This window comes from Pararhizobium qamdonense, assembly GCF_029277445.1.
GTDB classification, from domain to species: domain Bacteria; phylum Pseudomonadota; class Alphaproteobacteria; order Rhizobiales; family Rhizobiaceae; genus Pararhizobium; species Pararhizobium qamdonense.
Genome location: NZ_CP119566.1, coordinates 133,848 through 158,269, shown reverse-complemented (window position 1 = coordinate 158,269; position 24,422 = coordinate 133,848). Strand labels below are relative to the sequence as shown.

At 59.9% G+C, this 24,422-nt stretch carries 29 protein-coding genes; 9 read left to right on the top strand and 20 right to left on the bottom strand.

Features of this window, described 5'->3' with window-relative positions:
• The first annotated feature begins 110 nt into the window (after positions 1-110).
• The gene (locus PYR65_RS00845) at positions 111-470 is read left to right on the top strand and encodes a nuclear transport factor 2 family protein (RefSeq protein ID WP_060637873.1); all 360 of its coding nucleotides are present in this window, start codon (positions 111-113) and stop codon (positions 468-470) included.
• 19 nt (positions 471-489) lie between these two features.
• Here PYR65_RS00845 and PYR65_RS00840 read toward each other — a convergent pair whose 3' ends face one another.
• The 9 genes from PYR65_RS00840 to infC form a co-directional block, all read right to left on the bottom strand.
• A complete protein-coding gene (locus PYR65_RS00840) occupies positions 490-1,674 on the bottom strand; it encodes a TCR/Tet family MFS transporter (RefSeq protein WP_276119528.1) in 1,185 nt (394 codons plus the stop codon).
• Positions 1,675-2,546: 872 nt separating this feature from the next.
• Positions 2,547-4,973, bottom strand: coding sequence for a phenylalanine--tRNA ligase subunit beta (gene pheT / locus PYR65_RS00835; protein WP_276119527.1), 2,427 nt, complete (start codon positions 4,971-4,973; stop codon positions 2,547-2,549).
• Entirely contained in the window at positions 4,970-5,389 is a 420-nt protein-coding gene (locus tag PYR65_RS00830) for a GFA family protein (protein WP_276119526.1), read from the bottom strand. The genes pheT and PYR65_RS00830 overlap by 4 nt, the downstream gene beginning before the upstream one ends.
• Before the next feature lie 4 nt (positions 5,390-5,393).
• Positions 5,394-5,669, bottom strand: coding sequence for a DUF2442 domain-containing protein (locus PYR65_RS00825; RefSeq protein ID WP_276119525.1), 276 nt, complete (start codon positions 5,667-5,669; stop codon positions 5,394-5,396).
• Between the two features lie 106 nt (positions 5,670-5,775).
• On the bottom strand, positions 5,776-5,886 hold the full coding sequence (locus tag PYR65_RS00820; protein WP_276119524.1) for a DUF4160 domain-containing protein: 111 nt from the start codon (positions 5,884-5,886) through the stop codon (positions 5,776-5,778).
• Positions 5,887-5,890: 4 nt separating this feature from the next.
• Positions 5,891-6,976, bottom strand: coding sequence for a phenylalanine--tRNA ligase subunit alpha (pheS, locus tag PYR65_RS00815; protein ID WP_276119523.1), 1,086 nt, complete (start codon positions 6,974-6,976; stop codon positions 5,891-5,893).
• Between the two features lie 107 nt (positions 6,977-7,083).
• The gene (rplT, locus tag PYR65_RS00810; protein ID WP_060637879.1) at positions 7,084-7,488 is read right to left on the bottom strand and encodes a 50S ribosomal protein L20; all 405 of its coding nucleotides are present in this window, start codon (positions 7,486-7,488) and stop codon (positions 7,084-7,086) included.
• 39 nt (positions 7,489-7,527) lie between these two features.
• On the bottom strand, positions 7,528-7,731 hold the full coding sequence (gene rpmI / locus PYR65_RS00805) for a 50S ribosomal protein L35 (RefSeq protein ID WP_018323613.1): 204 nt from the start codon (positions 7,729-7,731) through the stop codon (positions 7,528-7,530).
• Between the two features lie 217 nt (positions 7,732-7,948).
• The gene (gene infC, locus PYR65_RS00800; RefSeq protein WP_082546723.1) at positions 7,949-8,485 is read right to left on the bottom strand and encodes a translation initiation factor IF-3; all 537 of its coding nucleotides are present in this window, start codon (positions 8,483-8,485) and stop codon (positions 7,949-7,951) included.
• Between the two features lie 217 nt (positions 8,486-8,702).
• Here infC and PYR65_RS00795 point away from each other — a divergent pair, with 217 nt between their 5' ends.
• Positions 8,703-9,506 carry an alpha/beta hydrolase gene (locus tag PYR65_RS00795; protein WP_276119522.1) on the top strand — a complete coding sequence of 268 codons (804 nt, stop codon included), beginning with the start codon at positions 8,703-8,705 and terminating at the stop codon, positions 9,504-9,506.
• A 225-nt stretch (positions 9,507-9,731) separates the two neighbouring features.
• Positions 9,732-10,352, top strand: coding sequence for a transglutaminase-like cysteine peptidase (locus PYR65_RS00790; RefSeq protein ID WP_276119521.1), 621 nt, complete (start codon positions 9,732-9,734; stop codon positions 10,350-10,352).
• 64 nt (positions 10,353-10,416) lie between these two features.
• On the opposite strand, the gene PYR65_RS00785 is transcribed toward PYR65_RS00790, so the two are convergent.
• The 4 genes from PYR65_RS00785 to PYR65_RS00770 all read right to left on the bottom strand — a co-directional run bounded on the left by PYR65_RS00785 (position 10,417) and on the right by PYR65_RS00770 (position 14,261).
• A complete protein-coding gene (locus PYR65_RS00785) occupies positions 10,417-10,809 on the bottom strand; it encodes a glyoxalase superfamily protein (protein ID WP_276119520.1) in 393 nt (130 codons plus the stop codon).
• A gap of 141 nt (positions 10,810-10,950) precedes the next feature.
• Entirely contained in the window at positions 10,951-11,934 is a 984-nt protein-coding gene (mbfA, locus tag PYR65_RS00780; RefSeq protein ID WP_276119519.1) for an iron exporter MbfA, read from the bottom strand.
• Positions 11,935-12,071: 137 nt separating this feature from the next.
• A complete protein-coding gene (locus PYR65_RS00775; RefSeq protein ID WP_276119518.1) occupies positions 12,072-13,313 on the bottom strand; it encodes an SAM-dependent methyltransferase in 1,242 nt (413 codons plus the stop codon).
• An 84-nt stretch (positions 13,314-13,397) separates the two neighbouring features.
• A complete protein-coding gene (locus PYR65_RS00770; RefSeq protein WP_276120926.1) occupies positions 13,398-14,261 on the bottom strand; it encodes an EamA family transporter in 864 nt (287 codons plus the stop codon).
• Between the two features lie 240 nt (positions 14,262-14,501).
• Between PYR65_RS00770 and PYR65_RS00765 the strand changes: the two genes are divergently transcribed.
• Both PYR65_RS00765 and PYR65_RS00760 read left to right on the top strand, forming a co-directional pair.
• Positions 14,502-14,753 carry a GlsB/YeaQ/YmgE family stress response membrane protein gene (locus tag PYR65_RS00765; RefSeq protein ID WP_060637886.1) on the top strand — a complete coding sequence of 84 codons (252 nt, stop codon included), beginning with the start codon at positions 14,502-14,504 and terminating at the stop codon, positions 14,751-14,753.
• 36 nt (positions 14,754-14,789) lie between these two features.
• A complete protein-coding gene (locus tag PYR65_RS00760; protein WP_060637887.1) occupies positions 14,790-15,119 on the top strand; it encodes a hypothetical protein in 330 nt (109 codons plus the stop codon).
• 70 nt (positions 15,120-15,189) lie between these two features.
• Here PYR65_RS00760 and efp read toward each other — a convergent pair whose 3' ends face one another.
• Positions 15,190-15,759, bottom strand: a complete 570-nt coding sequence (efp, locus tag PYR65_RS00755) for an elongation factor P (protein WP_060637888.1) — start codon at positions 15,757-15,759, stop codon at positions 15,190-15,192.
• A gap of 191 nt (positions 15,760-15,950) precedes the next feature.
• Between efp and epmA the strand changes: the two genes are divergently transcribed.
• Together epmA and PYR65_RS00745 are read left to right on the top strand one after the other, a co-directional pair.
• Complete coding sequence (gene epmA / locus PYR65_RS00750; protein WP_276119517.1) at positions 15,951-17,009, top strand: EF-P lysine aminoacylase EpmA; 1,059 nt, start codon at positions 15,951-15,953, stop codon at positions 17,007-17,009.
• The gene (locus tag PYR65_RS00745) at positions 17,006-18,058 is read left to right on the top strand and encodes a lysine-2,3-aminomutase-like protein (RefSeq protein WP_276119516.1); all 1,053 of its coding nucleotides are present in this window, start codon (positions 17,006-17,008) and stop codon (positions 18,056-18,058) included. The genes epmA and PYR65_RS00745 overlap by 4 nt, the downstream gene beginning before the upstream one ends.
• Here the strand turns inward: PYR65_RS00745 and PYR65_RS00740 are convergent.
• The 3 genes from PYR65_RS00740 to PYR65_RS00730 all read right to left on the bottom strand — a co-directional run bounded on the left by PYR65_RS00740 (position 18,055) and on the right by PYR65_RS00730 (position 20,989).
• A complete protein-coding gene (locus tag PYR65_RS00740; RefSeq protein ID WP_276119515.1) occupies positions 18,055-19,152 on the bottom strand; it encodes a helix-turn-helix transcriptional regulator in 1,098 nt (365 codons plus the stop codon). The two genes, PYR65_RS00745 and PYR65_RS00740, sit on opposite strands and share 4 nt — an antisense overlap.
• Positions 19,153-19,342: 190 nt before the next feature.
• Positions 19,343-20,008 carry an OmpA family protein gene (locus PYR65_RS00735; RefSeq protein ID WP_060637892.1) on the bottom strand — a complete coding sequence of 222 codons (666 nt, stop codon included), beginning with the start codon at positions 20,006-20,008 and terminating at the stop codon, positions 19,343-19,345.
• Between the two features lie 192 nt (positions 20,009-20,200).
• Complete coding sequence (locus tag PYR65_RS00730; RefSeq protein ID WP_276119514.1) at positions 20,201-20,989, bottom strand: DUF4394 domain-containing protein; 789 nt, start codon at positions 20,987-20,989, stop codon at positions 20,201-20,203.
• A 238-nt stretch (positions 20,990-21,227) separates the two neighbouring features.
• Here PYR65_RS00730 and PYR65_RS00725 point away from each other — a divergent pair, with 238 nt between their 5' ends.
• Together PYR65_RS00725 and PYR65_RS00720 are read left to right on the top strand one after the other, a co-directional pair.
• Entirely contained in the window at positions 21,228-21,779 is a 552-nt protein-coding gene (locus PYR65_RS00725; RefSeq protein WP_060637894.1) for a sigma-70 family RNA polymerase sigma factor, read from the top strand.
• Entirely contained in the window at positions 21,776-22,486 is a 711-nt protein-coding gene (locus PYR65_RS00720) for an anti-sigma factor (RefSeq protein WP_276119513.1), read from the top strand. The genes PYR65_RS00725 and PYR65_RS00720 overlap by 4 nt, the downstream gene beginning before the upstream one ends.
• A gap of 56 nt (positions 22,487-22,542) precedes the next feature.
• Here PYR65_RS00720 and PYR65_RS00715 read toward each other — a convergent pair whose 3' ends face one another.
• The 3 genes from PYR65_RS00715 to PYR65_RS00705 all read right to left on the bottom strand — a co-directional run bounded on the left by PYR65_RS00715 (position 22,543) and on the right by PYR65_RS00705 (position 24,185).
• The gene (locus PYR65_RS00715) at positions 22,543-22,920 is read right to left on the bottom strand and encodes a hypothetical protein (RefSeq protein ID WP_276119512.1); all 378 of its coding nucleotides are present in this window, start codon (positions 22,918-22,920) and stop codon (positions 22,543-22,545) included.
• Positions 22,921-23,079: 159 nt separating this feature from the next.
• Positions 23,080-23,610, bottom strand: coding sequence for a GNAT family N-acetyltransferase (locus PYR65_RS00710; RefSeq protein ID WP_060637897.1), 531 nt, complete (start codon positions 23,608-23,610; stop codon positions 23,080-23,082).
• Between the two features lie 5 nt (positions 23,611-23,615).
• Positions 23,616-24,185: a helix-turn-helix domain-containing protein gene (locus PYR65_RS00705; RefSeq protein WP_276119511.1), complete on the bottom strand. Its 570-nt coding sequence runs from the start codon at positions 24,183-24,185 to the stop codon at positions 23,616-23,618.
• Positions 24,186-24,422: the final 237 nt, after the last annotated feature.

The window sequence follows — 24,422 nt, the reverse complement described above, 5'->3', positions numbered from 1 at the left end:
AGAGACTATGCCGGAGCGAACCGGCAAACCACCCGTTTCCGGCGCGCCGGATTGCCTTCATTCGACCGCGCCATCGTGATAGGATTGTATGGTCAGCAAGGGAGAGAAACATGTCCGACGAGCAGGCAATAGGCGCGGTCGTTCACCTCTATGTCGATGGCATGGCGTTTTGCAACGAAGCGGCGCTGCGCAAGGCTTTCCATCCGGATGCCAAGATCATCGGTCATTACGAAGGTGCCGTCGAATGGATGTCCCGTGACGATTTCATCGCCGCCATTTTGGCCGAACCGCCGGCCCCTCCCGGAACCCAGCCGCTGATGGATATCGAGATCACCGATATCGAAGGCGACGCCGCCTTCGTCAAGGTCACCGACGAATTCGCCGGCATGCGGTTCACCGATTACCTGTCGCTCCTGAAGATCGACGGCCGCTGGGTGATCGTCAATAAGCTCTATCATCTGCACCGGTAGGATTGTGAGTGGAGGCCGCCTACGCCACCACCGGCGTCTTCAACCGCAGGCCAAGCACCAGTGGCACGCCGAGCGCGTAGATGGCGACGACCGATAGCCAGATCGCGCCGGGCCATTCCTGCCTGAAGACGAAATAGAAGCTTGAAAAAGCCAGCGGCGCAACGATCGAGGCAAGGCTGACGACCGATGCCAGCACGCCCTGAAATTGACCCTGGCTGCTCTCGTCCACCTGACGGGTGGCAAGAGACTGCAGCGCCGGCACGCCGATGCCGCCCAGCGCGAAGATGGGCATGATCGCGAAGATCATCCAGCTCTGCGTCGCAAACGCCATGACGATGAGCGCGATACAGGTCCCGGCGACACCGGTCAGAATAGCCGCCCGTTCGCCGAGCAGCTTCACGGCGGGGCCGGGAAGGAATGCCTGCGAAAGCGTCTGGCAGACACCGAAGGCGCCGAGCGAAAGGCCGATCCACAAGCCGTTCCAGTGAAATATATCGCTTCCCCAGAGCGCCCAGCAGGTGCCATAGGCCTCGCCGGTGGCGCTGAAGATGAAAAAAATAAGGATGACCGGCAGCACGCTCTTCATCGAAAACACCCAACGCAGCGGCCGCAGCGGATTGAGCGCACTGAGATTAATTTTCTCTCTGGAGGATGTACGCGATTCCGGCAGCACGAAAAATGCCAGCAGAAGATTGCAGCCGTTCAACAATGCGGCTGCAATGAAGGGCAGCCGCAGCCAATGATCCCCGAGCACCCCACCAAGGACGGGGCCGATGATGAAGCCGATGCCGAACATGGCATTGAACAGGCCAAAGCGGCGGGCGCGTTGGTCTTCGCGGGAGATGTCGGTGATATAGGCCATCGCCACGGCAATATTGGCGCTCGTCAGGCCGGCAATGGCGCGGCCGATGAAGAGCATCCAGAGATGGGAAGCAAAGGCAAGGAAGAGATAGTTGACGGCGGCGCCGCCAAGCGAAATCAGGAGCACGGGCCGGCGGCCCAGCCGGTCGCTGAGCGCACCGAGAACCGGTGCAAAGATGAACTGCATGACGGCATAAAGCGCCGTCATCGTGCCGATATAAGGCGCGACATTCTGGGTATGGGTCACGTCCTGCAGGAGCGTGGGCAGAATGGGAAAGATGAGCCCGATGCCGATGGCATCCAGCACAATGGCGGTAAAAATGACAAAGAGAGGCCTGTTCATGGCGCGATCCGATCGACGCAGGCATGCGGGCGCAAAAAGACGCCGATGACTTGCGATAGGGCCTGACGGAGGTCAGGCATGTGGTTTCAAGGAAACGCTGGCCGATCCCGCCGAAATGCGCAGGGATGGCGTGTGCTTGACCACCTGGACGACAATTCGTCCACCTGTTTACTCCGCCAATGGGCGGCTCAAGGGAGGCGGTCGCTTTTCGCGATGGATGTTATTTACATCGGACGATTGCGCGCGGCAAGTCGGTTTTTGGTGGTGGCAAAGAGGTGCCAAGCGTCTCGTTGCATTTTGCGTAAAAGCCGCCCTTCGGAACGGCTATCGTCTTCTTAGGCGATCAACATGGCGGATTCACACCGGTTCGTGCTTTAAATTGCAACGACCTTTGAACGCTAATGATTTCGGTTCTAGCCACCTTGTTTTTTTCGAATAAAAGCGTCGTTGCTGCTTTCCCGGAACACGCCCTACGAAAAGCCCTGCTGACAGGACCGTAGACGAAAAGATACCCATTGAGATCAACGCAGTTAGGTGGTCCGGTGGCAATCCAGTTGCCATCGGCGTCGCACCTTTCTGTATAGGGAAAGTTTTTAGCCGTATCCGCCAGACGCCTGAGTGCAGCGCTCTCGCTGTACATGTCCCATAGAAAATACGATACGAAAGCGACAAACGCGAGGAAGGTCCCAACTCTAAAAAGACCGCGCGATACACTTGGGGTGGCTTCCTCAACCCCCATTATGTGTTTCTCTGTTTCGTGTCAGCCTGTAGAACAACCCGACTTGTCCTTGAATTCATCGCTACAAACACGGTAGCTCACCGTGACTGGAATTTGATAGGGGCAAAACCCGCCCCTATCAATATGTTGATACTCAAGCCCGCAGAACACCGCCGGTGTTCTTCGTCACATTGGCAATGATCTTGGCCGTCAGAGCGTCAAAATCCTCGTCGGTCAGCGTGCGCTCGGCCGGCTGGATGACGACTTCGATGGCGACGGATTTCTTGCCTTCGCCGACCGATGCGCCTTCGAAAATATCGAAGACGTTGACGCCGGTGACGAGCTTGCGGTCGGCGCTCGATGCAGCCTTCAGGATCGCGCCCGCTTCGACCGACTTGTTCACCACGAAAGCGAAATCGCGCTTGACGGCCTGGAAGGGCGAAAGCTCCAGCGCCGGTTTGGTGCGGGTGGCCTTCTTCTTCGGTTCGGGCATCGCGTCCACATAGACTTCGAAGCCGCACAGCGCGCCGGAAACGTCGAGCGCTTCCAGAACCTTCGGATGGAACTCGCCGAAATGACCGAGAACGATCTTTGGGCCGAGCTTGATCGTGCCGGAGCGGCCGGGATGATACCAGGACGGGCCGCCGGCCTCGAACTGGACATTGCCCATCGGCACGCCGCAGGCTTCCAGAACCGCGATGGCATCGGCCTTGGCGTCGAAAACATCAACCGGCTTGCCGCCGCCCTTAAAGGCATTCGACCAGGAGCGGCCAGCGCCCGAAAGCGCGGCCGTGCCACGGCGGATACCGCCGGCAACCCGCCGTTGTCCGGCTGGCGTGTCGTTCTCATAGATGCCGGAGACCTCGAAGATCGCCACATCGCCAAAGCCCTTGTCGGCATTGCGCTGGGCAGCGGTCAAGAGGCCCGGCAGCAACGACGGCCGCATGTCGGACATATCGGCTGCAATCGGGTTGGCCAGCGAGAGGCTTGCGGCACCGCCGCCGAACAGCTCGGCCTGCGCCTTGGAGATGAACGACCAGGTGACGGCTTCGAGCATGCCGCGCGCGGCCAGCGCCCGTTTGGCAAGCCGGGTGCGGATCTGCAGCGTCGTCAGGATCTTGCCATTGACCGCACCGAGGCTTTCGATCGGCTCGGGCTTGATATTATCGACGCCATGAATGCGCATGACTTCTTCGACCAAATCCGCCTTGCCATCGACATCCGGACGCCAGGAGGGCACGGAGACCTGGACGCGTTCACCCGAGCCTGCAACGCTAAAGCCAAGGCCCTTGAGGATCGCGATGCTCTCTTCCGCGCTGACCTCAAGACCCGTCAGGCGCTTCACTTCGGAAACCGGGAAATCGACGATCTTGGCCGTGTAGCCGGCATAGCCGACAACATCGGTCTTGGCGGCCGTGCCACCGCAGATGTCGAGGACCAGCTGGGTGGCGCGTTCGAGGCCGGGAACCATATATTCAGGATCGACGCCGCGCTCGAAGCGGTAGCGCGCATCGGTGATGATCCCCAATGCACGGCCGCTCTTGGCAATGTTCATCGGGTCCCAGAGCGCGGACTCGATGAGAACATCGGTGGTATTCTCGTCACAGCCGGAATGCTCACCGCCCATGATGCCGCCGATCGACTCGATGCCGTTTTCATCGGCAATCACCACGTTAGCCGGCGAAAGCGTATATTCGCGCGTATCGAGCGCCAGAACCTTTTCGCCTTCGACCGCACGGCGAACCGTGAGATCACCCTTGACCTTGGCGGCATCGAAGACATGCAGCGGCCGGCCCTGGTCAAAGGTCATGTAATTGGTGACATCGACCAGCGCATTGATCGGGCGAAGGCCGATGGCAAGCAGGCGCTGCTGCATCCATTTCGGGCTCGGGCCGTTCTTGACGCCGCGCACGAGACGCAGCGCAAAGCCCGGGCAGAGATGATTGTCTGCGCCGAGATCGAGCCGGACCTTGGCCGGCGTCTCGCCGTCGACCTTGAAGGATGGTGCAACAGGCGCTTTCAGCGTGCCGAGGCCGGAGGCGGCGAGATCGCGGGCAATACCGTAGATCGAGGTGCAGTCCGGACGGTTCGGCGTCAGGTTGATTTCGATCATCGGATCGTCAAGCCCGGCATAGGCAGCAAAGCTGGTTCCAACAGGGGCGTCTTCCGGCAGGTCGATAATGCCGTCATGGCTATCCGACATCTGCAACTCTTTTTCCGAACACATCATGCCACGGCTCTCGACGCCACGGATGGTGCCGACGGCAAGTGTCACGTCGATGCCGGGAACATAGGCGCCGGGAGCGGCAAAGGCGCCGATCAGGCCAGCGCGCGCATTCGGAGCGCCGCAGACGACCTGTATCGGGGCGCCAGCACCGGTATCGACCATCAGCACTCTCAGCTTGTCAGCCTGCGGATGTTTTTCCGCTGAGACGACCTTGGCGATCACGAAAGGCTTGAACGCGGCCTTGTCATCGACCTCCTCGACCTCAAGCCCGATCGCCGTCAGGCGCGCGCAGATCTGTTCGAGGGTGGCATCCGTTTCCAGATGATCTTTCAGCCAGGAGAGTGTGAATTTCATTGAGTTGCTCCTTCGGGTCTCGGCACGGTATTGGTCTCTATGCGGGGCAGACCGTCGTCGAGATGAAAAAATGGCAGTTCCTCGCGCACGTAGCCATGCACGGTCGGCGGATAGTTTTCCGGGGCATCCATGGCCCCGAGCATCATGAAGATCTGGTCGCCGAGACGCGCGTCCTTATAGGCAAGTGGCGCGCCGCAGGTGCCGCAAAAACTGCGCGTGACGGGGGCCTCGCCATAGGTCGATGCGTCTTCACCTGTAAAGGTGACGTCATCGCTGTAGAAACCGACAAAGGCGACAACCGGCGCACCACTTGCCCGCCGGCAATCGCCGCAATGGCAATAGCTGGTGTAAAAGGGATCTGCGCTGGCCTGGAATCGAATGGCTCCGCAGCGGCATCCGCCTGTGTGAAGGGTCATTGCTTCATGCTGCCTTTTCTGGGGCCATAGCGCCGGGGGCTTTGATACCAAGAAACATGCTTTTCACCGAAATACCCTCATCGACCGCAGTCCACCAGATGCCTTCGTACATCAACTCGATGTCATTTAACTCGCTGTCGTTGAGCTTCGAAAGGAAGGGATACCACCAAAGAGGCGTTGCAATGACACGGCCGTCGGCGAGCGCGACATGAACTTCGCCATCCGTACACCAGGCCCGCACCGGCCGCATTTCATCGGTTTCAAAGGCCAAAGAAGTCATTCCAGGCACCTATCCATTCATCACGATGTTGCAAGGCTACCTTAAGCAACCGTGCGATTTCCGGGTCAGTATATCCCTTGTTCTGCGCCACTTCCAAACTCTTCAGCTAGATCTTCAGGGACTTTCCGTCCTTAACGATATGAACGTGCGGCGGCTCGCCGATGTCCAAAGCATAGAAGCGGAACTTGTAGCCATGCCAAATCAGCAGGGTCGGCATGTCGCTAAGCGCTCAACCCGCCAAACAGCGTCGGCATGTCGAGCGGGCGGAAACCGTAATGGCTCATCCAGCGGACGTCGGCATCGAAGAAGTTTCTTAGGTCCGGCATGCCGTATTTCAGCATGGCGATACGGTCGAGACCCATGCCCCAGGCAAAGCCCTGATAGACATCGGGATCAAGCCCGCCGGCGCGCAGAACGTTCGGATGCACCATGCCGCAGCCGAGGATTTCCATCCAGTCGGTGCCCTCGCCGAACTTGACGATCGGGCCGGAGGAGCGGTCGCACTGGATATCGACCTCAAAGGACGGCTCGGTGAACGGGAAGAAGGACGGGCGAAACCGCATCGTCACGTCATCGACCTCGAAGAAGGTCTTGCAGAATTCTTCGAGGATCCAGCGCATGTTGGCGACGTTTGACTTGGTATCGACAACGAGGCCTTCGACCTGATGGAACATCGGCGAATGCGTCGCGTCGCTGTCCTGGCGGTAGGTCTTGCCGGGAATGATGATGCGGATCGGCGGCTTCTGCGCTTCCATCGTGCGGATCTGCACCGGCGATGTGTGGGTGCGCAGGACCTTGCGCTCGCCGTTTGCGTCCGGATTGAAGAAGAACGTGTCGTGCATCTCACGGGCCGGATGACCTTCGGGGAAGTTCAGCGCGGTGAAATTGTAATAGTCGGTCTCGATATCGGGACCTTCGGCGATCGAGAACCCCATGTCGGCGAAGATCGCGGTGATCTCGTCGATGATCTGGCTGATCGGGTGGATGCGGCCGCGCTCGGCCGGCGAGGAGCGCACCGGCAGCGAGATATCGACCGTCTCGCGGGCCAGGCGCTCGGCAATCGCGGCGTCCTTCAAATCGGACTTGCGGGCGGTGATGGCGGCAAAAATATCGGTCTTCAGCGCGTTGATCGCAGCACCGCGCGTCTGGCGTTCTTCCGGCGTCATCGTGCCGAGCGTCTTCAAGAGTTCGGAGATCGAGCCCTTCTTGCCGAGTGCGTTGACGCGCACGGCTTCGATCGCCGCCTCGTCACCGGCAGCGGTCACTTCGGCCAGTAGATTGTCTTTCAGTGTTTCCAGATCGGACATCGTTCATTTCCCGGTTCATTGCCGTGATCGGTCAAAGAAAAACCCGCGCCAGCCGTGCCAGCGCGGGTTTCCCAATTCATATCCAAAAGGCTTGGGAAGCGCTGGTTTTAACGAACCGCGCTTTCAAACTCGTTGGTGGTGCCTGCGTCCTTGAGATATTCAAGCGCCTTCTTGGCAGCGCCGATCAGCGCGCCGAATGCTTCAGGCTCATGGATTGCCATGTCGGAGAGAACCTTGCGGTCGACTTCGATGCCAGCCTTCGACAGACCGTCGATGAAACGGCCGTATGTCAGGCCATGTTCGCGAACGGCAGCGTTGATGCGCTGGATCCAGAGAGCGCGGAAGTTGCGCTTGTTGACCTTGCGGTCGCGATAGGCAAAAGCCTTCGAGCGATCCACGGCAGCCTTGGCCGCGCGGATGGTATTCTTGCGGCGGCCGTAGAAGCCCTTGGCTGCCTTGAGTGTCTTCTTATGCTTGGCGTGGGAAGTTACGCCGCGTTTTACACGTGCCATGTCATGATCTCCTTAAAAAATCCAAAAGTGCCAGACGTCTTAGAGACCGTTGGGCAGGTAGTTCTTGATGACCTTCTTGCCATCAGGCTCTGCAAGCACCATCGTGCCGCGTGCATCGCGAATGAACTTGTTGGACCGCTTGATCATGCCATGGCGCTTGCCTGCGGCAGCTGCCATCACCTTGCCGGTCGCGGTGATCTTGAACCGCTTCTTGGCCGAGGATTTCGTCTTCATCTTGGGCATTTTGCTACTCCATTCTTCTTGGTTTTGAGATCGACTGACGAGGTCGTCTCCAGCGTAAAGAACGGCCACGGCATGCCCTGCCGGACCGTTCGGACGGGGGCTTGTAACCGAAGCGCCCGCAAAGTGCAATGGGACTTAGGATAATTCCCGTTGCCCGCCGTCAATGAAAAAGCCGCCATTGCGGCGGCTTTCATCAGGTGCGGCCCTGGAGGGGCGGTTACCTTGGAGCCAGAACCATCATCATCTGACGGCCTTCCAGCTTCGGCTCGGCTTCGACCTTGGCGATCGCCGTGGTGTCTTCCTTCACCTGGAGGAGCAGTTTCATGCCCAGTTCCTGGTGTGCCATTTCGCGGCCGCGGAATTTCAGGGTCACTTTGACCTTGTCGCCCTCTTCGAAGAAGCGGTTCATCGCGCGCATCTTGACGTCATAGTCATGCGTATCAATGTTCGGACGCATCTTGATCTCTTTGATCTCGATGATCTTCTGCTTCTTGCGCGCTTCGGCGGCTTTCTTCTGCGTCGCGTATTTCAGTTTGCCCAGATCAAGGATCTTGCACACCGGCGGCTCCGCGTTCGGCGAGATCTCGACGAGGTCGAGACCCAGTTCTTCCGCCATGCGGAGCGCCTGATCTGTGGGAACACTACCGTGGTTTACACCTTCGGCGTCGATGAGCTGAACCCGGAGGGACCGGATTTCCTTGTTAGAGCGGGGCCCGTCTTTGACTGGGGCGTCCGTTTTGAACGGTCTGCGAATGGTCGTACTCTCCTCGAGCTGTTACGAATGCAATGTCGGATAATAGCGCTTTGTCCCGGCAAAAATGCCGTCCAACTGCCGCTTGGTCTTCATGTGTAAATTGCTGCGGAAAAGTCAATAACACAGGTCTTCACGAAAATCACCACCTGTCAGGCATTCGAAGAATCTGTTTTAGAAAGAAAATCGGCGGGAAGCGCTTTAAAACAAGGAAAACAGCATGTCATTGCCACTGTCGAATACGGATCCGGACATGCTCGAGGTCGGTCACGGCCCCGAATCGCGCCGCATTGCCATGCGCGTCCTCAAGGCAAAAAGCGGAAACAGCCTGCCCACCCTGGTCTGGCTCGGCGGTTATCGTTCGGACATGACCGGCACCAAGGCGGTGGAGCTTGAGCGTCACGCGGCGGCTGCCGGCTCCGCCTGCATCCGCTTTGATTATTCCGGCCATGGCGCTTCCGGCGGTGCCTTTACCGACGGCACGATTTCGAGGTGGCTGGAGGAAAGTCTGGCCGTCATCGATCATGCCGCACCGGAACGCATGGTTCTGGTCGGCTCGTCGATGGGGTGCTGGGTGGCGCTCCGGCTGATTGCCGAGTTGCGCGCCCGCGGGCAGGGCGAGAAAGTCGCCGGTCTCGTTCTGATCGCGCCGGCCCCGGATTTTACCAGCGACCTCATCGAGCCCAATCTTTCGGATGCCGAACGCGCCTCGCTGTCCGAGCGCGGCTATTTCGAAGAGCCCACACCCTATGGCCCGGATCCGAACATCTTCACCGCGCGGCTGATTGAGGACGGGCGGCAGAACCGGGTGCTGACCGGCATTATCGAAACCGGCTGCCCGGTGCATATCCTGCAGGGCATGCAGGATCCCGATGTGCCCTATGCGCACGCCCTGAAGCTGATGGAGCATCTGCCATCGGACGATGTGGTCATGACGCTCATCCGCGATGGGGATCATCGGCTGTCGCGGCCGGAGGATATCGCACGGATTTTGGCCGCCGTGGACGCTATGGCGGCGGGCTGAAAACCGCAACACCCCTTGTACCAAAGGGGTTGCCGGGCATTTTAACCATATCCGGCGATCCCCAAATCTGCAGATTGACTTCGTTTCGGCCGCGCTGTTAACTCTTTGTTAACGATTAGAGCGGCGCGCGGCGGGGTATCTCCGCGAAAGCTGACCACGGTTTTCAAGCTTCGCGGGGATTCTTCAGACATGGTTTTGAAGAAAACCGCGCCACAGGGGACTTGCATGGCGCAGTTGATGGGCATCCGGAAAATGGTCGTGGCATTCGCGGCAGTTTTCGTTTCAGCAGGCGCCGCAATCCCGGCGCCGTCGGCAACCGCCCTGTCGATGCAGACGGGCGCCATCACCTCGCAGCCGATCGGCCATTACGAGTTCTGCCAGTCCCACCGTCCGGAATGCGAGATCAAGACCAAATCGACGGTCGCCCCGCGCGTCACCGATTTCGGCTGGTCGGTCATCCGCCAGGTCAATCTCGCCGTGAACAATGAAGTCACCCCGATGACCGACATGGACCTTTACGGCAAGGATGAGGTCTGGGCCTATCCGGATGGTGCCGGCGATTGTGAGGACTATGTTCTCTTGAAGCGCAAGCGCCTGCTGGAAAAAGGTTTTTCTCCGGCCGACCTGTTGATCACCGTCGTGCGCAAGCCGGATGGCGAAGGCCATGCCGTTCTCACCGTCCGCACCGCACAGGGCGACTTCATCCTCGACAATCTCGACAATGACGTGAAGATTTGGAGCAAGACACCCTACCGTTTCCTCAAGCGGCAGGCATCGTTCAACACGGGCCGCTGGGTGACGATCGAAAACGGTGCGGAAGTCCTGGTCGGCTCGGTCGGAAACTGACAGCCACGAAATTCTGAATTTGAAAAGGGCGCGACCGGATCCGGCCGCACCCTTCTTTATTTGATCAGGCTGTCTTCACCGGCAGGACCTGGCCGACGTCGATCCGGTTGCCATCGGGATCCTCAAAGACGAAGGCCCGAAGGCCGTAATCCTTGTCCTGCAGGCTTTTGATGATGCGTAGCCCCTGGCCTTGGCAAATTGCATGCAGGGCATCGACATCACCCACCATCATATGGGCCACATTGAAGGCTGCAGCCTTGTGACCCGGCTGCAGGGTTAGGTGCAGTTCGGCCTGATCCCGTGCAAGGATCATGAAGCCGACTGGATTGCCGTTTTCGAAGGTTTTCCGGAAGCCGAAGACATTGACATAGAAGTCGTGGGCCTTGCCCATGTCCTTGACCGGGAGCATGGCGGCAATTCGCCCGAAGCGAATGCCGTGATCGGCGATGTCATCCATCGCTTCACCTCAGATTTGGGAGAATTCCGGGGCCAAGGCGGGCGGTGCCGCGTCAGACCCGTACTCCTTTTTTCGATTGATGAGACGGTGCTCACGCCCGATCGGCTTTAGCAGGAAAATCCTCAATGGCAAAGCGCCCGCTCATGCATTGCCGATCAGGATACCTGCCGCCAGCACCAGTCCGCCGCCCAGCACCACCTGGAATGCCGCGCGTAAAAACGGCGTTTCCATATATTTGTTCTGGATGAAGGCGATGACCCAGAGTTCGAAGAAGACGATGACGGCGGCGGTGATGGTCGCCGTCCAGAAATGCGGGATGAGATAGGGCAGGGCATGGCCAAGGCCGCCGAGCGTCGTCATGATGCCACAGGCAAGGCCGCGCTTGAGCGGCGAACCCCGGCCCGAGAGCTTGCCGTCGTCATGGGCGGCTTCGGTAAAGCCCATGGATATGCCCGCACCGACCGAGGCGGACAGGCCGACCAGGAACGTCTGCCAAGTGTCCTGCGTGGCAAAGGCGGCGGCAAAGATCGGCGCGAGCGTGGAGACCGAGCCGTCCATCAGCCCGGCAAGACCCGGCTGCACATAGGTCAACAGGAACTGGCGATGGGCGGTTTCATCCTCGGTCTTGCGCGCGCTCTCCGGCACATGCTTGTCCGTCAGCATGCGGGCAATGTCTTCATGGCCCTGTTCGGCAAGAGCGAGGTCTCCCAGCAATTGCCGGGTTGCCGCGTCGGACGTGTTCTTCGCCGCCTCGACATAGAAATTATAGGCCTGCGTTTCCATCGCTTCGGCCTCGCCGCGCATGGCATCAAGCGATTGGTTGTGGCGCAGCCAGTCGGGTTTGCGGGTGAGAAAGCCGCTGACATGCTCGCGCCGGATCAGCGGAATCCGCTCCCCGAAACGGCGGCGATGCATGTCGATCAGCATGGTCTTGTGGGTGTTTTCCACCTCGCCCATATCATCGAAAACCTTGGCGGAATCCGGATATTTGTCCCTCAGCGCATCGGCATAGGCAAAGTAGATGCGGGCATCGTCCTCTTCAGAGGAAATGGCGAGGGCCAGAACCTCCTGTTCGGACAGCGAGGACAATGTGCGCTTGGAGCGCGGCAGCAGGCGGGAAAACATGATGTAAACAACCTAGTTTAGAATAATTCTAAATTTAGGGCTGCGTCATGTGAAGGTCAAGTCCCGGCGCCGAGTTAGGCTGCAGGATAAAATTCCCCTGGGAACAGAAGGATAAGAATGGCACGGCGGCCAGCCGCTTAGAGAGTGATGTTCAGCGTCTGCTCGCGCACGATATAGGCCTTTTGCCGGTCGGTAATGTAATCGCGTACGATCGGTGCGGCATCGCGGCTCCGCGACAGCTGCATGTGAAAAACCAGCTGGCTGCCGGTGCGGAACATCATTTCGCAGCTCACCAGATAGAATTCCCACATGCGGGCAAAGCGCTCGTCATAGAGTTCAACCACCTTGTCGCGGTTCTTGTCGAAGCGCTCGACCCAGTGCTTGAGCGTTGTTGCATAGTGAACGCGCAGGAATTCCAGATCGCTGACCCACAGGCTGTTGCGCTCCACCACTTCGAACACTTCGGACAGAGCGGGCGAATAGGCGCCGGGGAAGATATATTTGCGCAGCCAGGCGCTGGCCATGCCGGGCGGGCTCATATGGCCGATGGAATGCAGCACCGCGATGCCATCGTCGGGCATCAGTGCATTCAGCTTCTTGAAATATTCGTCGTAATGGCTGACGCCGACATGCTCGAACATGCCGACTGAGACGATGCGGTCGAAGGTCTCATTGACCTCGCGGTAATCGCGCAGCTCGAAACGGACACGGCCTTCAAGGCCCGCATCCTTGGCGCGCTGCGTCGCCAGCGCCTGCTGTTCCCTGGAGAGCGTGACACCCAGCACCTCGACATTTTCGAGCTGGGCGAGATAGAGCGCCAGATCCCCCCAGCCGCAGCCGATATCCAGCACCTTCATGCCGGGCCGCAGGCAGAGTTTTGCGGCCAGCAGCCGCAGCTTGTTGCGCTGCGCCTGTTCCAGCGTCTCGTCCGGCTCGCGGAAATAGGCGCAGGAATAGAGCATGTGCTCGTCGAGGAAGAGCTTGTAGAATTCGTTGCCGAGATCGTAGTGATGGGCGACGTTGCGCTGGGCCTCGCCCTTGACGTTGGATTGCTGGCGCTTGCGGAAGCGCATCTTGATGGCGCACAAAGCCTTCTGGATAGGATAGGAGCCGAGCGACAGCCGGTTGATCGAAAACAGCGTCAGGAAATCGCGCAGAGTCGAACCGTCTTCGAAGCGCAGCGTGCCGTCCATATAGGCCTCGCCGGCGGCCAGTTCGGAATTGAAGACGAGGCTGCGGTAGAGCTTGCGATCGGTCAGCCGCATCGTCACGTCCGGGCCCGGCTCCCCCTTGAAAACATGTGGTTTGCCATCGGCGTCGATAACGGTCAGCTGGCCCTTGCGAATGAATGCTTTCATCATATGCGATAGTGGAAACATGCACACCTCGATGGAAAAAGCGACGCTTGCAAAGCAGCACTCTATCACCCGGCTTGTAAAAAGCGCGCCATTAATTCTGGCCTGTCAGCGGCCTGTGGCGGTGGCTCCGGCGCTGGCGGCAACGACGAGAACGGTGCCGCCGATCTGCAAAGCGGTCATCGGCTGGCTGAGCACCAGAAATCCCGCAAGCGCGCCGAGCGCCGGTTCAAGGCTCATCAGGATGCCGAAGGATGAGGTGCTCATCCGGCGCAGCGCGATCATTTCAAGCGCATAGGGGATCAGCGGCACGAGAAGCGCAAGCCCGGCGATGGTGATGACACCTTCCGTCGTCATGCGTGGCAGGTCGATGAGCCCGAACGGCGTGGCGACGATGGCTGCAACGATCAGCGACATGGAGAGCCCCTGCAGGCCTTCAAACGCGTCTCCGGCCTTCTTCATCAGGATGATGTAAAGCCCCCAGCCGGTGGCAGCCCCAAAGGCGAAGAGTATGCCGGTCGTATCGCCGATCCAGCCATTTCCATCATGCGCCAGAAGCAGCACGCCGGCCCCGGCGATCAGCGGCCAGACAAGCCGCCAGCCAAGCCCGAAGGCAAAAGTGGCAACCGCGAGCGGACCAAGGAAATCGATGGCAACGGCGAGACCGAGCGGAATACGTTCGATGGCGGTGAAAAAGCACAGCGTCATACCGGCCATGCAGGCGCCCAGCATTCCCGCCATCTGCCACTGCGCCCGCGAATAACGAAGGACCGGCGGGCGAACGATCAAGGCCAGCAAAACCGCAGCCCAGGCCAGGCGCAACCAGGTGGTGCCGAACGGCCCATAGGCGGCGATCGACGGTGCCGACAGTGCCGAGCCGAACTGGACGCTCGACATCGACAAAAGACACATCAGGCCGCCGGTGAGTGCTGCTGCGGTGCCGCCAGCGGGCAGCGTGTTGACAGGTGCAATGACACCTTCGCTGCCATGGACTGGTGTTTTTGTCCGCTGATCCAAGGCTCGTCCTCCCACAGGCAATGCCGCTCACGCCCCTGACTGGCTCTACCGAACGCCGGCGGTTGCGGCAAATTCATATTTGTGGCGGTTAATATAAGGGTATTTGATCATGCTTATGGAGCCCTTGGAACATATTGCCCGCCAGCCCGTTACAGGTTGCAGCAGAAACTGTGTGTTAAACGAGGGAAAAATACCATGGACGTAAACGGCGTAGGTTGGATCGCAGCAATCATCATCGGTGGCTTTGCCGGCTGGCTGGCAGAACAATTCATGAAATCCAATATGGGTTTGTTCATGAATATCATCTTGGGCATTATCGGCGCCGTCGTCCTCAATGCAATCCTCGCCTTTGCCGGCATGGGTTTCACCGGTTGGCTCGCCTATCTGGTCATCGGCTTTATCGGCGCATGCATTCTCATTGCGGTGGGCCGTGCCGTACGACGGTAAAAACTGAAACCGGCGCATTCTAACAAGGAGACGATCATGCTGACATTCGCAGCCGAAGGCAGTGGCCAAGGCCAGCTGGAAATCAACGGCAATTCGCAGCCGGTTTCCTATGAGCTTGTGGAAGCACGCGAGGATGACGACAGCCGTCAGGTTCGCATTCGTCTCAATGCGCCGCGCGATTGGCTTTTGAAACAGGGTTTCAACGGCGAGGCGACACTGGTTCGCGACAATGGCTCTCGCATCGCCGTGCGCCGCGAAGGCGGGCTGGACGTCGGTGACAGCGTGTCGGTGACGCTGGAAGGCTATGACGATACGCATGGCGACGGTGAAGATGTGACCGACGCCTATCCCGAACTGAAGCACTAAAAATCTTGACCAAACGCAAACGGGCGCGGCTTTGAAATCCGCGCCCGTTTGCGTTCCAGGATGGCCTGGATCAGTCCTTGGCGCGTTCCACATAGGATGCGTCTTCCGTCAGGATGACGACGCGAGTGCCAACGCCGATATGCGGCGGAACCATCGTGCGCACGCCATTCGACAGGATCGCCGGCTTGTAGGAAGACGACGCCGTCTGGCCCTTGACGACCGGCTCGGTCTCGACGATTTCGAGCGTCATGCGGGTCGGCAGTTCCATGGCGAGCGCCAGACCTTCAAACATCTTCAGCTGAACAATCATGCCTTCCTGCAGGTAGGCCTTGTCGTCGCCGATAACGTCGGGCGAAACGGCAACCTGGTCGTAGGTCTGCGGGTTCATGAAGTGATAGCCTTCGCCATCTTCGTAGAGGAACGTATGCTCGCTATCTTCGACAAAGGCGCGCTCGACCTGTTCGGTGGTCCGCCAACGTTCGGAAACCTTCACGCCATCGGAAATGCGGCGCATGTCAACCTGGGTGACGGGCGTGCCCTTGCCGGGGTGGAAGTTCTGGGCGGTGAGAACGGCGTAAAGCTTGCCGTCCACTTCGAGAACGTTGCCCTTGCGGACCGAAGAGGCGATTACCTTGACCATAAGTCTTCCTTGTAACTGAGCTTGATGCGTCGTAGAGGAGCGCACGAAATATGCGCGTCAAAGACGCCAGAATGCGTTTTCGGGCCGCACCTACCCTATATTTGGGCAAATTGCCAGTGTGACGGCAGATCCGGCTCGAAGAAACGCGAATTTACGACAGGCAATGCCTGAGAACCGCATATGGGACCGAGATGCCTGCTGCTTCCCCCTGGTGGACCCCCGATGTCCATGCCGACCGCCGGCCTTTTCTGATCGGCCGCAACCGGATTCAGGCAGCCTTGCGGGGCTTCTTCGCCGCTGATGATTTTGTCGAGGTCGATACCGCAACGCTGCAGGTATCGCCGGGCAACGAGGCGCATCTGCATGCCTTTGCAACGCAGGCTATCCATCATGACGGCAGCACGGCGCCGCTCTATCTTCACACCTCGCCGGAATTTGCCTGCAAGAAACTGCTCTCGGCCGGCGAACAGCGCATCGCCTGTTTCGCCCATGTCTATCGCAATCGCGAGCGCGGCCCCCTGCACCATCCGGAATTCACCATGCTCGAATGGTACCGCGCCGGTGAAACCTATCAGGCCTTGATGCGCGACTGCGCCGATATCCTGCGCCTGGCCGCCGAAACGGTGGGGACAGAGCTGATGAGCTATCGCGGCGCGCAGGCCGATCCCTTTGCCGAGCCCGAGCGTATCACCGTGGCCGAAGCCTTCGCGCGGTTCGCAGGCGTCGATCTCCTTTCCTCCATCGACCGGAACGGCGAAACCGACCGGGAAAGCCTTGCTGCAACGGTTCTCGCTGCCGGGATGCGGGTTGCGGATGACGATACCTGGGCGGATTTGTTCAGCCGGGTGATCGTTGAAAAGGTCGAGCCCAATCTTGGCTTTGGCCGCGCAACGATCCTTTATGAATATCCGGTTGCCGAGGCGGCACTGGCGCGTCCAACACCGCACGATCCCCGTGTCGCCGAACGGTTCGAGCTCTATGCCTGCGGTGTCGAATTGGCCAATGCTTTTGGTGAACTCACCGATGCCAGCGAGCAGCGCCGCCGCTTTGATTTCGAAATGGCCGAAAAGAACCGTGTCTATGGCGAAACCTATCCGCTGGACGAGGATTTCCTGAGCGCGCTTGCGATCATGCCGCAAGCCAGCGGTAGCGCGCTTGGCTTCGACCGGCTGGTGATGCTGGCGACCGGTGCATCGCGGATCGATCAGGTGATTTGGGCACCGGTGGCAGAGACCGGGGGCCGCACGTGACAGCGCTTCGCTCCTTAAAGACGATCGGTGATCTGGAAGAGGCCGGCCTGGTATCGGCTGCCCGGCGCGCCGGGCTGGAGGACGTGGCCGCGCGTTATGCGGTGGCCGTTACGCCGGCCATTTCGGCCCTGATCGATCCCAACGACCCCAGTGATCCGATAGCCCGCCAGTTCATTCCCGATGCGGCCGAGCTTCTGCGCCTGCCGGAAGAGCGCGAGGACCCGATCGGCGACGCCGCCCATAGTCCGGTGGAGGGCATTGTCCATCGCTATCCAGACCGCGTGCTCTTGAAGGCGGTGCATGTCTGCCCGGTCTATTGCCGCTTCTGCTTCCGCCGCGAAATGGTTGGGCCGCAGGGGCTCGGCACGCTTCCATCGCAGGCGATGGATGCTGCGTTTGCCTATATCGCCGCGCATCCGGACATCTGGGAAGTGATCCTCACCGGCGGCGATCCGCTGGTCCTGTCGCCGCGCCGTCTGGCGTCGATCATGGAGCGCCTGGCATCGATCGGGCATGTAAAGATCGTGCGCTTCCACACCCGCGTGCCGGTGGTCGAGCCCGAGCGCGTCGATGATGCGCTGATTGCGGCCCTCAAGGCCAGCGGCAAGACAACCTATCTGGCGCTGCATGCCAACCATCCGCGCGAACTGACGGAGGTTGCGCGTTCAGCCTGCGCCCGGCTGGTCGATAGCGGCATTGTCATGGTCAGCCAGTCGGTTCTGCTCAAGGGTGTCAATGACGACCCCAACACTCTGGCAAGCCTGATGCGTGCCTTCGTCGAAAACCGCATCAAGCCCTATTATCTGCACCATCCGGATCTTGCCCCCGGCACCAGCCATTTCCGCCTGACAATCGAAGAAGGCCAGGCGCTGGTCGCCGCGTTGCGCGGCCGTATCTCCGGTCTCTGCCAGCCGAGCTATATCCTCGATATTCCAGGCGGCCACGGCAAGACGGTGATCAGCGCCTCGACCATCGAGGATAATGGCGGCGGCTGCTACACCGTGTCGGATTTCGACGGCGCGGAACATGCCTATCCGCCAGCGCTCTAAAGACGGATTTTTCCGAAAAGGGCGCTGAGTTCCGATTGCCGGCCGGTGCCGGTTTTGTGGAATATCGACCGGATATGGCTTCTGACCGTCTCATAGCCGATGCCGTTCTGCCTGGCGATATCGACGGCATTCATGCCGCTGGCAACGAGCAGCGATATCCTCGTTTCAGCCGGCGTCAGATCGAACAAAGCCATCAGCGTGTCCGGATTTTGCCGGATCTCGTCGTCCGGATCCTCGATCAGGGCCATGGCGCAGGAATGCGTGAAGATATCGGCGAGCTGCGTGCCAAACCGTTCAAAGCGGACGATGAGTGGCCGTCTGCCTGGCCGCGAAAGTCGGACGGCAGAGAGAAGCTCTGCACCCGGCCCGGGCGCCTGTAGCGCGAGCTTCAGTTCCCGCTGGAAACGCGCCGTCTCGGTCGCGGAGCCGGTGCGGACCTCGCCCCTGGAAATGCGGAAATCGTTCGAAAACAGCGCCTCGGCCTTCGGGTTGGTTATCGTGACAAGGCCTTTGCGGTCAAAGAAGATGCAGCCGATATTCGACGTCTGGAAAGCCGCCGCCATGCCCATGACCCGGCTGGCATCGATATGCTGGGCGAGCTGAACGGCGCTCTGCAACCGTGTCCGGATGGCATGAAAATGCGGCATGTCTCCGGCCTGCGGACACTCATCGGCCAATCGATTCTGGAGGACGAAATAGAGCGCATTCTTGCCGGCGGAAATGTCCATCAGAACGCAATCGCCAATGCCGTATTTGCGCATGAACTGATAGTATTCGTGATGGTCGAATTGATCTTTCGAGACCATGTCGGCTTCAAATACCACGCCGTCGCGATGGATCGGCTGGATAAAATTCGCCCGAAAATCCCGCGATCCCCAGTCTTCGCGCAGATAGCCTTCCAGAAGCGGATCGAGCTTTTCTGTGCAGAGGGCCGCGCCGAATGTGCCCCGTCCGGATGGCTCCATGATATTGGCGCCCAAAGCGCCGCTTGCCCGGCTGATAGCTTCAATACCCGTCAGCCATAGCGACGGTTCGAAAATTGCCGCCTGAACCTTATCCAGGGCTTCAGAGAGATGTCCCGCGTTGACGCGCATTTGATCTGCTCACATTCGCAAGGGACGACTTTAAGTTTGCAAGGCTCCTCGCGTCAATGGTGCAGGGGGTTTGCTTCAGCGCAATCGGGCCTCATTTCAGGCAGAGCGCGGCCTCAAGGCAACGTTCCAGCGTAAAAAAGCCGGTCCCTTCGCAGGGGCCGGCTTTTTTAAACGCATCAGGTGTCTGTGATCAGCCCTGCTTGATCGGCGCGATCGAGATTTCGACGCGGCGGTTCTGCGCGCGTCCGGCCGGGCTTGCATTCGAGGCGACCGGACGATCCGGGCCGTAGCCGACGGCCGACATGCGGCGCTGATCGACGCCCTGTGCGCCGAGATAGTTGGCAACCGAGATGGCGCGGCGTTCGGAAAGATCCTGGTTGTGGCTGGCGCTGCCGGTCGAGTCGGTGTGGCCATCGACGTCGATCAAGGTCTTGTTGAACTTGCGCAGCACGATCGCAACCGAATTCAGCGTCGGATAGGCTCTCGGGCTCATCTGGTCCTGATCGGTGGCAAAGGTGATGTTCTCCGGCATGTTGAGAACGATGCGGTCGCCGACGCGCGTCACGGAGACGCCGGTATTCTGCAGCTGGGCGCGCAGTTCGGATTCCTGGCTGTCCATATAGTTGCCGATCAAGCCGCCGCCGAGCGCGCCGATACCGGCACCCACCAGTGCCGCATCGCGGCGTCCGGCCGCGCTGCCGCCGACCAGAAGGCCGGTTGCAGCACCCAGGCCCGCGCCGATCAGCGCGCCGCCGGCGGTGTTCGACATCTTCTGTTCGCCCGTATACGGGTCGGTCGTGGTGCAGCCGGAAAGATAGATTGCGGCGATGGCCAGTACGGCGATTTTCTTCAGCATGGAATCACAGGTCCCCAATAGATCTACTCTGCTTCATACTACCGATTGCGGCAGGAAGATGAAGAGCAAGCCTTTTGAGAAATCAACTTTCTATTTCATGCCGCTGGTCAGCACCGCATCACCGCGTCTTTTTCGCAAGCGGGCAGGGCGGCAAAGGTGCCGTCCTGCCCGGTGTGCAGGCGAGCGTCGGTATCACATGGCCGGTAGAACGGCGATGTCGCGGATCGCGCCGCTGGCGCCGGTGATGTCGCCCGCTGCGGTGGCAGCGCCCGTTTCCAGGTTGACGGTGTAGAGCTTGGTACCATTGGCAAGCCAGGCCGTGTTGGTGCCGTCTTCCGTGGTCTGGATATCGAACGCGAAGTCCGGTGCCGCGCCCTCGATGCCGAGCTTGCCGATGGCCGCCAGCGTGCCGTCATTCGGCTTGGTCTGCTTGATCAAGGCGCCGATCGTCGCATCGATATTGAACATTCCGGTCTTTTCCGGCTTGCCGTGGGAGTTGATATAGGCGGCAGCGACGATATTGGGTGTTTCGCCCTTGTGCATGTCACCGTCCTCGTAGGCGAGCTTGCCATCGACGGTGACTTCGCCGGTATCGGGGTGAACGCGGTGATTGGTCGTGCCGGTCATGAAGCGCAGCCGGTCAGCCATCGGGTTGAAATCCACCACGACAGCCGCATCGTCGATCGGCAGGGGCGTGTTCATCTTGGCAAGATCTGTTGCCGCGCCCGTTTCAAGATCGATGGTGACGATCCGGCTGTCCGGCGTCACACCGACCACGGTCTTGTTGGACGGGCGAAAATCGATACCGACGAGACTATCGACGCCGGTAACTTCCATCGTCTTGGTAACAGCGGGGCTGGCCGTGTCGAACAGGACGAGCGTCTTGTCTCCGGTCAGGCCAAGAACCGGTGCGGCAAGGACGGCGCCGCCGCTGGCAAGCAGAACCGTGGAGGCGATCAATGCGATCTTCATGGTCTTCATTTGAAGTCTCCTTGTTGTCTGAAATCGTCACAGGAGGCGATGCATCTCGAGCCGCCTTCCAACTGGTAGACACATGGGAGGCCGGGTTTGGATGCACCGGCGGAAATTTTATTTTTCTGAAATGCATCCGCAGGTCGCCCTGGCGGGTAAAATGGCTATGTTGACACTCAAACAACGGCCTTTGATGGAATTGGTTAGGGGAGACCGGGTAACGGGTCCCCGGGACAGTGGGAGTAGTATGCAGGAGCATCAGGAAAGACTGGCGGATGCGCTGGCCGGTTGCGCGAAGGGCGACCGCAATGCGCTGCGCACGATCTTCGAACTCGAAGGTGCCCGGCTCGTGGCCGTTGCCCAGCGCATCCTGCGCCGCCGCGAGCTGGCCGAAGATGTCGTGCAGGAAGCCTTCATCCAGATCTGGACCAAGGCCGGACAATATGCGCCGGATCGCGGATCGGCGCGGGGCTGGATCTATGCCATCGCCCGCAACCGGGCGCTCAATCTGGTGCGCGACGGCAAGCGGCTGGAATTCACCGAGCCGGACAATCTGGCCGACCTGCACGATGCCGAGCATATGGATCACGCAGCCAATGTCTGGGCCGATCTCGATCGCCAGAACCGGCTGCGCGAATGCCTGTCGCGGCTCGACGAGACCAAGCGCCGGAGCATCCTGATGGTCTATATGTCGGGCTATACCCATGGCGAGATCGCCGGCCGGCTGAAAGTGCCGCTTGGCACCGCCAAGGCCTGGGTTCGCCGCGGGTTGGCCTCGCTTCGGGAGTGCATGGCATGAGCGCGGACAGGCAGGATATCGATGAACTGGCCGACGAATACGTACTGGGTCTCCTGGACGCGGCCGATCATGCCCATGTCGAATCCCAGATCGAAATCGACGCTGCGCTGCGTGCCGCCGTCGCCGCAAGCCGCGACCGTTTCCTGGCGCTCGATCTGCTGGCAAAGCCGGTGTCCGAGCCGGAAGGCCTGTGGGGCCGTATCGCCGCAACGCTCGATAACCCCGCGAGCGATGTCGCTGCGGGTCTCGCCCCACCGGCGCCGGCAAACGACAATAGCAGCCCGGTTTGGCGCCGCACGGCCTTTGGCGGTCTCGCGGCATCGTTGCTTCTGGCGGTGGGTCTTGGCTGGAGCCTGATGTCGCAACCGGAGCCACGCGTGGTTGCCGTGCTTTTGGATAATGCGGGAGAACCGCAGGCCATCGTCGAGGATTTCGGCAATGCCTCGGCAAGGGTGACGCCGCTTGTCGATTTCACCGTGCCTGATGGCCGCACCATGCAGGTCTGGACGCTGCCCTCCAAGGAACTGGGCCCGGTATCGCTGGGGCTTTTGCCGCGCTCGCAGGAAGCCGTGCTGGATGGACCCGTGCTGCCGCAGCCGCAGGAAGCGCAGCTCTACGAAATCACCATCGAACAGGCGGGCGGCTCGCCGACGGGGCGGCCGACAGGCCCTATTCTGGTCAAGGGTTTTGCGAAAATGCCGCGCTGAGCGGCCTGAAGGCAGGCGGGCGCTCCGGTCGTAGAAGCGCCCGCGTTTTGGATCCGCTATTCGCTCAGATCGATCTCTTCCGTGTTGCCGCCCGTGCAGGTGTAGCAGCAATCGGTGCAGGTTTCGGCATTGTCCGGCCCCGTGCCCCAATAGGTTTCCTTGTCGCCGGAAATCCAGGCGCCGTAGCAGATCTTTTCGCCCTGGTCGCAGGAGAGCGGGATCTGCTTTGTCTCGCCGTCATCGAGCAGGTAAACCTGGTTGTTGCCCGGCCAGACATGGTCGCGGTCCTGGCTGTAGAGCTCGACTTCGACGGCATTCGGATGGCTGTTCTTCATCTCGAACGTGACGTCGGCAGCGGTACCGGCGGAAATGCTGCCCAAAAGCATGGCAATGGATAGCGCGGCCAGACCCGCGCTCTGAAGAATGGTTTTCATGGGTTCCCCTTAAGAATATCTGCCTTGCGGCTCAAATCAGCTAACACGAAGATAAGGGGTGCGAAATGGGCGGACCGGCCGGAAAAGCTAGGTTTTTTCAGCGCGGTATCGCCATTTTTGGTGACAAGGATAGGTGGAGCCTCCTGTGTTTTTAACACGTCAATCGGCCGCCAGTGATTTGTAGAAGAATGTCGAGCCGCAATAGCTGCCATCCGGCATCAGGGCATATTGCGGAATGACGCCGACGCGCTGCCAGCCGAACCTTTCGTAAATGCTTTCCGCCGGGCTTCCGGTTGCCGTATCGAGCACCAGAACATGCCGTCCATGCCGGATGGCCGCCTGTTCGGCAGCGTCCATCAAAAGGCGTGAAAGCCCGAGACCACGGGCCTTGCGATGGACAAGCAATTTCTTCAGATCGGCGCGATGCGGCTGGTTCGGCATCATGCCGATACCAAGCTGGACCGTGCCGAGGATATCGCCGTCCCTCTCGGCGGCAATAAGCACCGTGTTGCCTTCATTGACCGCCTGGGCGACCCCTTGCCAATAGGGGCTCGCATCCTTCGGCGTATAGGGCGACATGAACCCGACGGAGGCGCCGCCCTCGACGCAATCGGACAGAATTTCGGCAAGTGCCGGCAGGGCGGCCGTGGTTTCAGAAGGGGTCAGCGTGCGGATCGTGATTTCGGACATCGGGATTAGACTTTGCTGCGGTTGAGAATGATGGCGTAGCGTGCGGGTGCACGATAAGGATTGTGAAAGATGTGGGCTTCGCAAAGCCGCATGAACAGGCAATCGCCGGCCTCCAGCACATGTGTCTCTGTTCCGGCCGTCATGGTCAGCCGGCCCTCAAACAGCCAGAGATGCTGCGTCATTGCTGCATCGAACTGCTGCTGCTCGAACACGACGCGCGCGCCCGGCGGAAACTCGACCTCGACGATATCCACCGGCGAGCCGGTACCGTCGGGTGAAACCGAGCGGCGCAGATAGCCGGTTTCCGGATCGCGCCAGACGCGCTGATCGTTTCGGCGCAGGAGCGGATCGCCAGCCTTTTCGCCATCGGCAAAGAACCGCGACAATGTCGTACCGAGGGCACTGCAGAGCCGGGCAAGAAGCTGTGCGGTCGGGCTAGCCTCCCCACGCTCGATGCGGGAGATCATAGCACGGCTGACACCGGCGCGGGCCGAGAGATGATCAAGCGTCATCGCCTGTTCCAGCCGCAATCGCTTGAGGCGTTCGGCAATATCGTCTTCGAATGCATTTTCCATTATAAAAGAATTATAAGTTCATATAGTGGAGTCAACGAAAAGGTGAAGCCGATGCAATAAATCCGTTGCATGCCGCTGCGGCGACAGCACAGGACGCGGTATCAGGCTATCCTGCGGTTCTAGGGTGGTTGCGGACGAAACGGCCTTGCGATCAATATGTTAGAGCATTGTTTCACAAGCCGGGCGGCTTTGATGATCTTGAGGGGCGAAGATGGTGGTGAGTAACGATATCCGGTC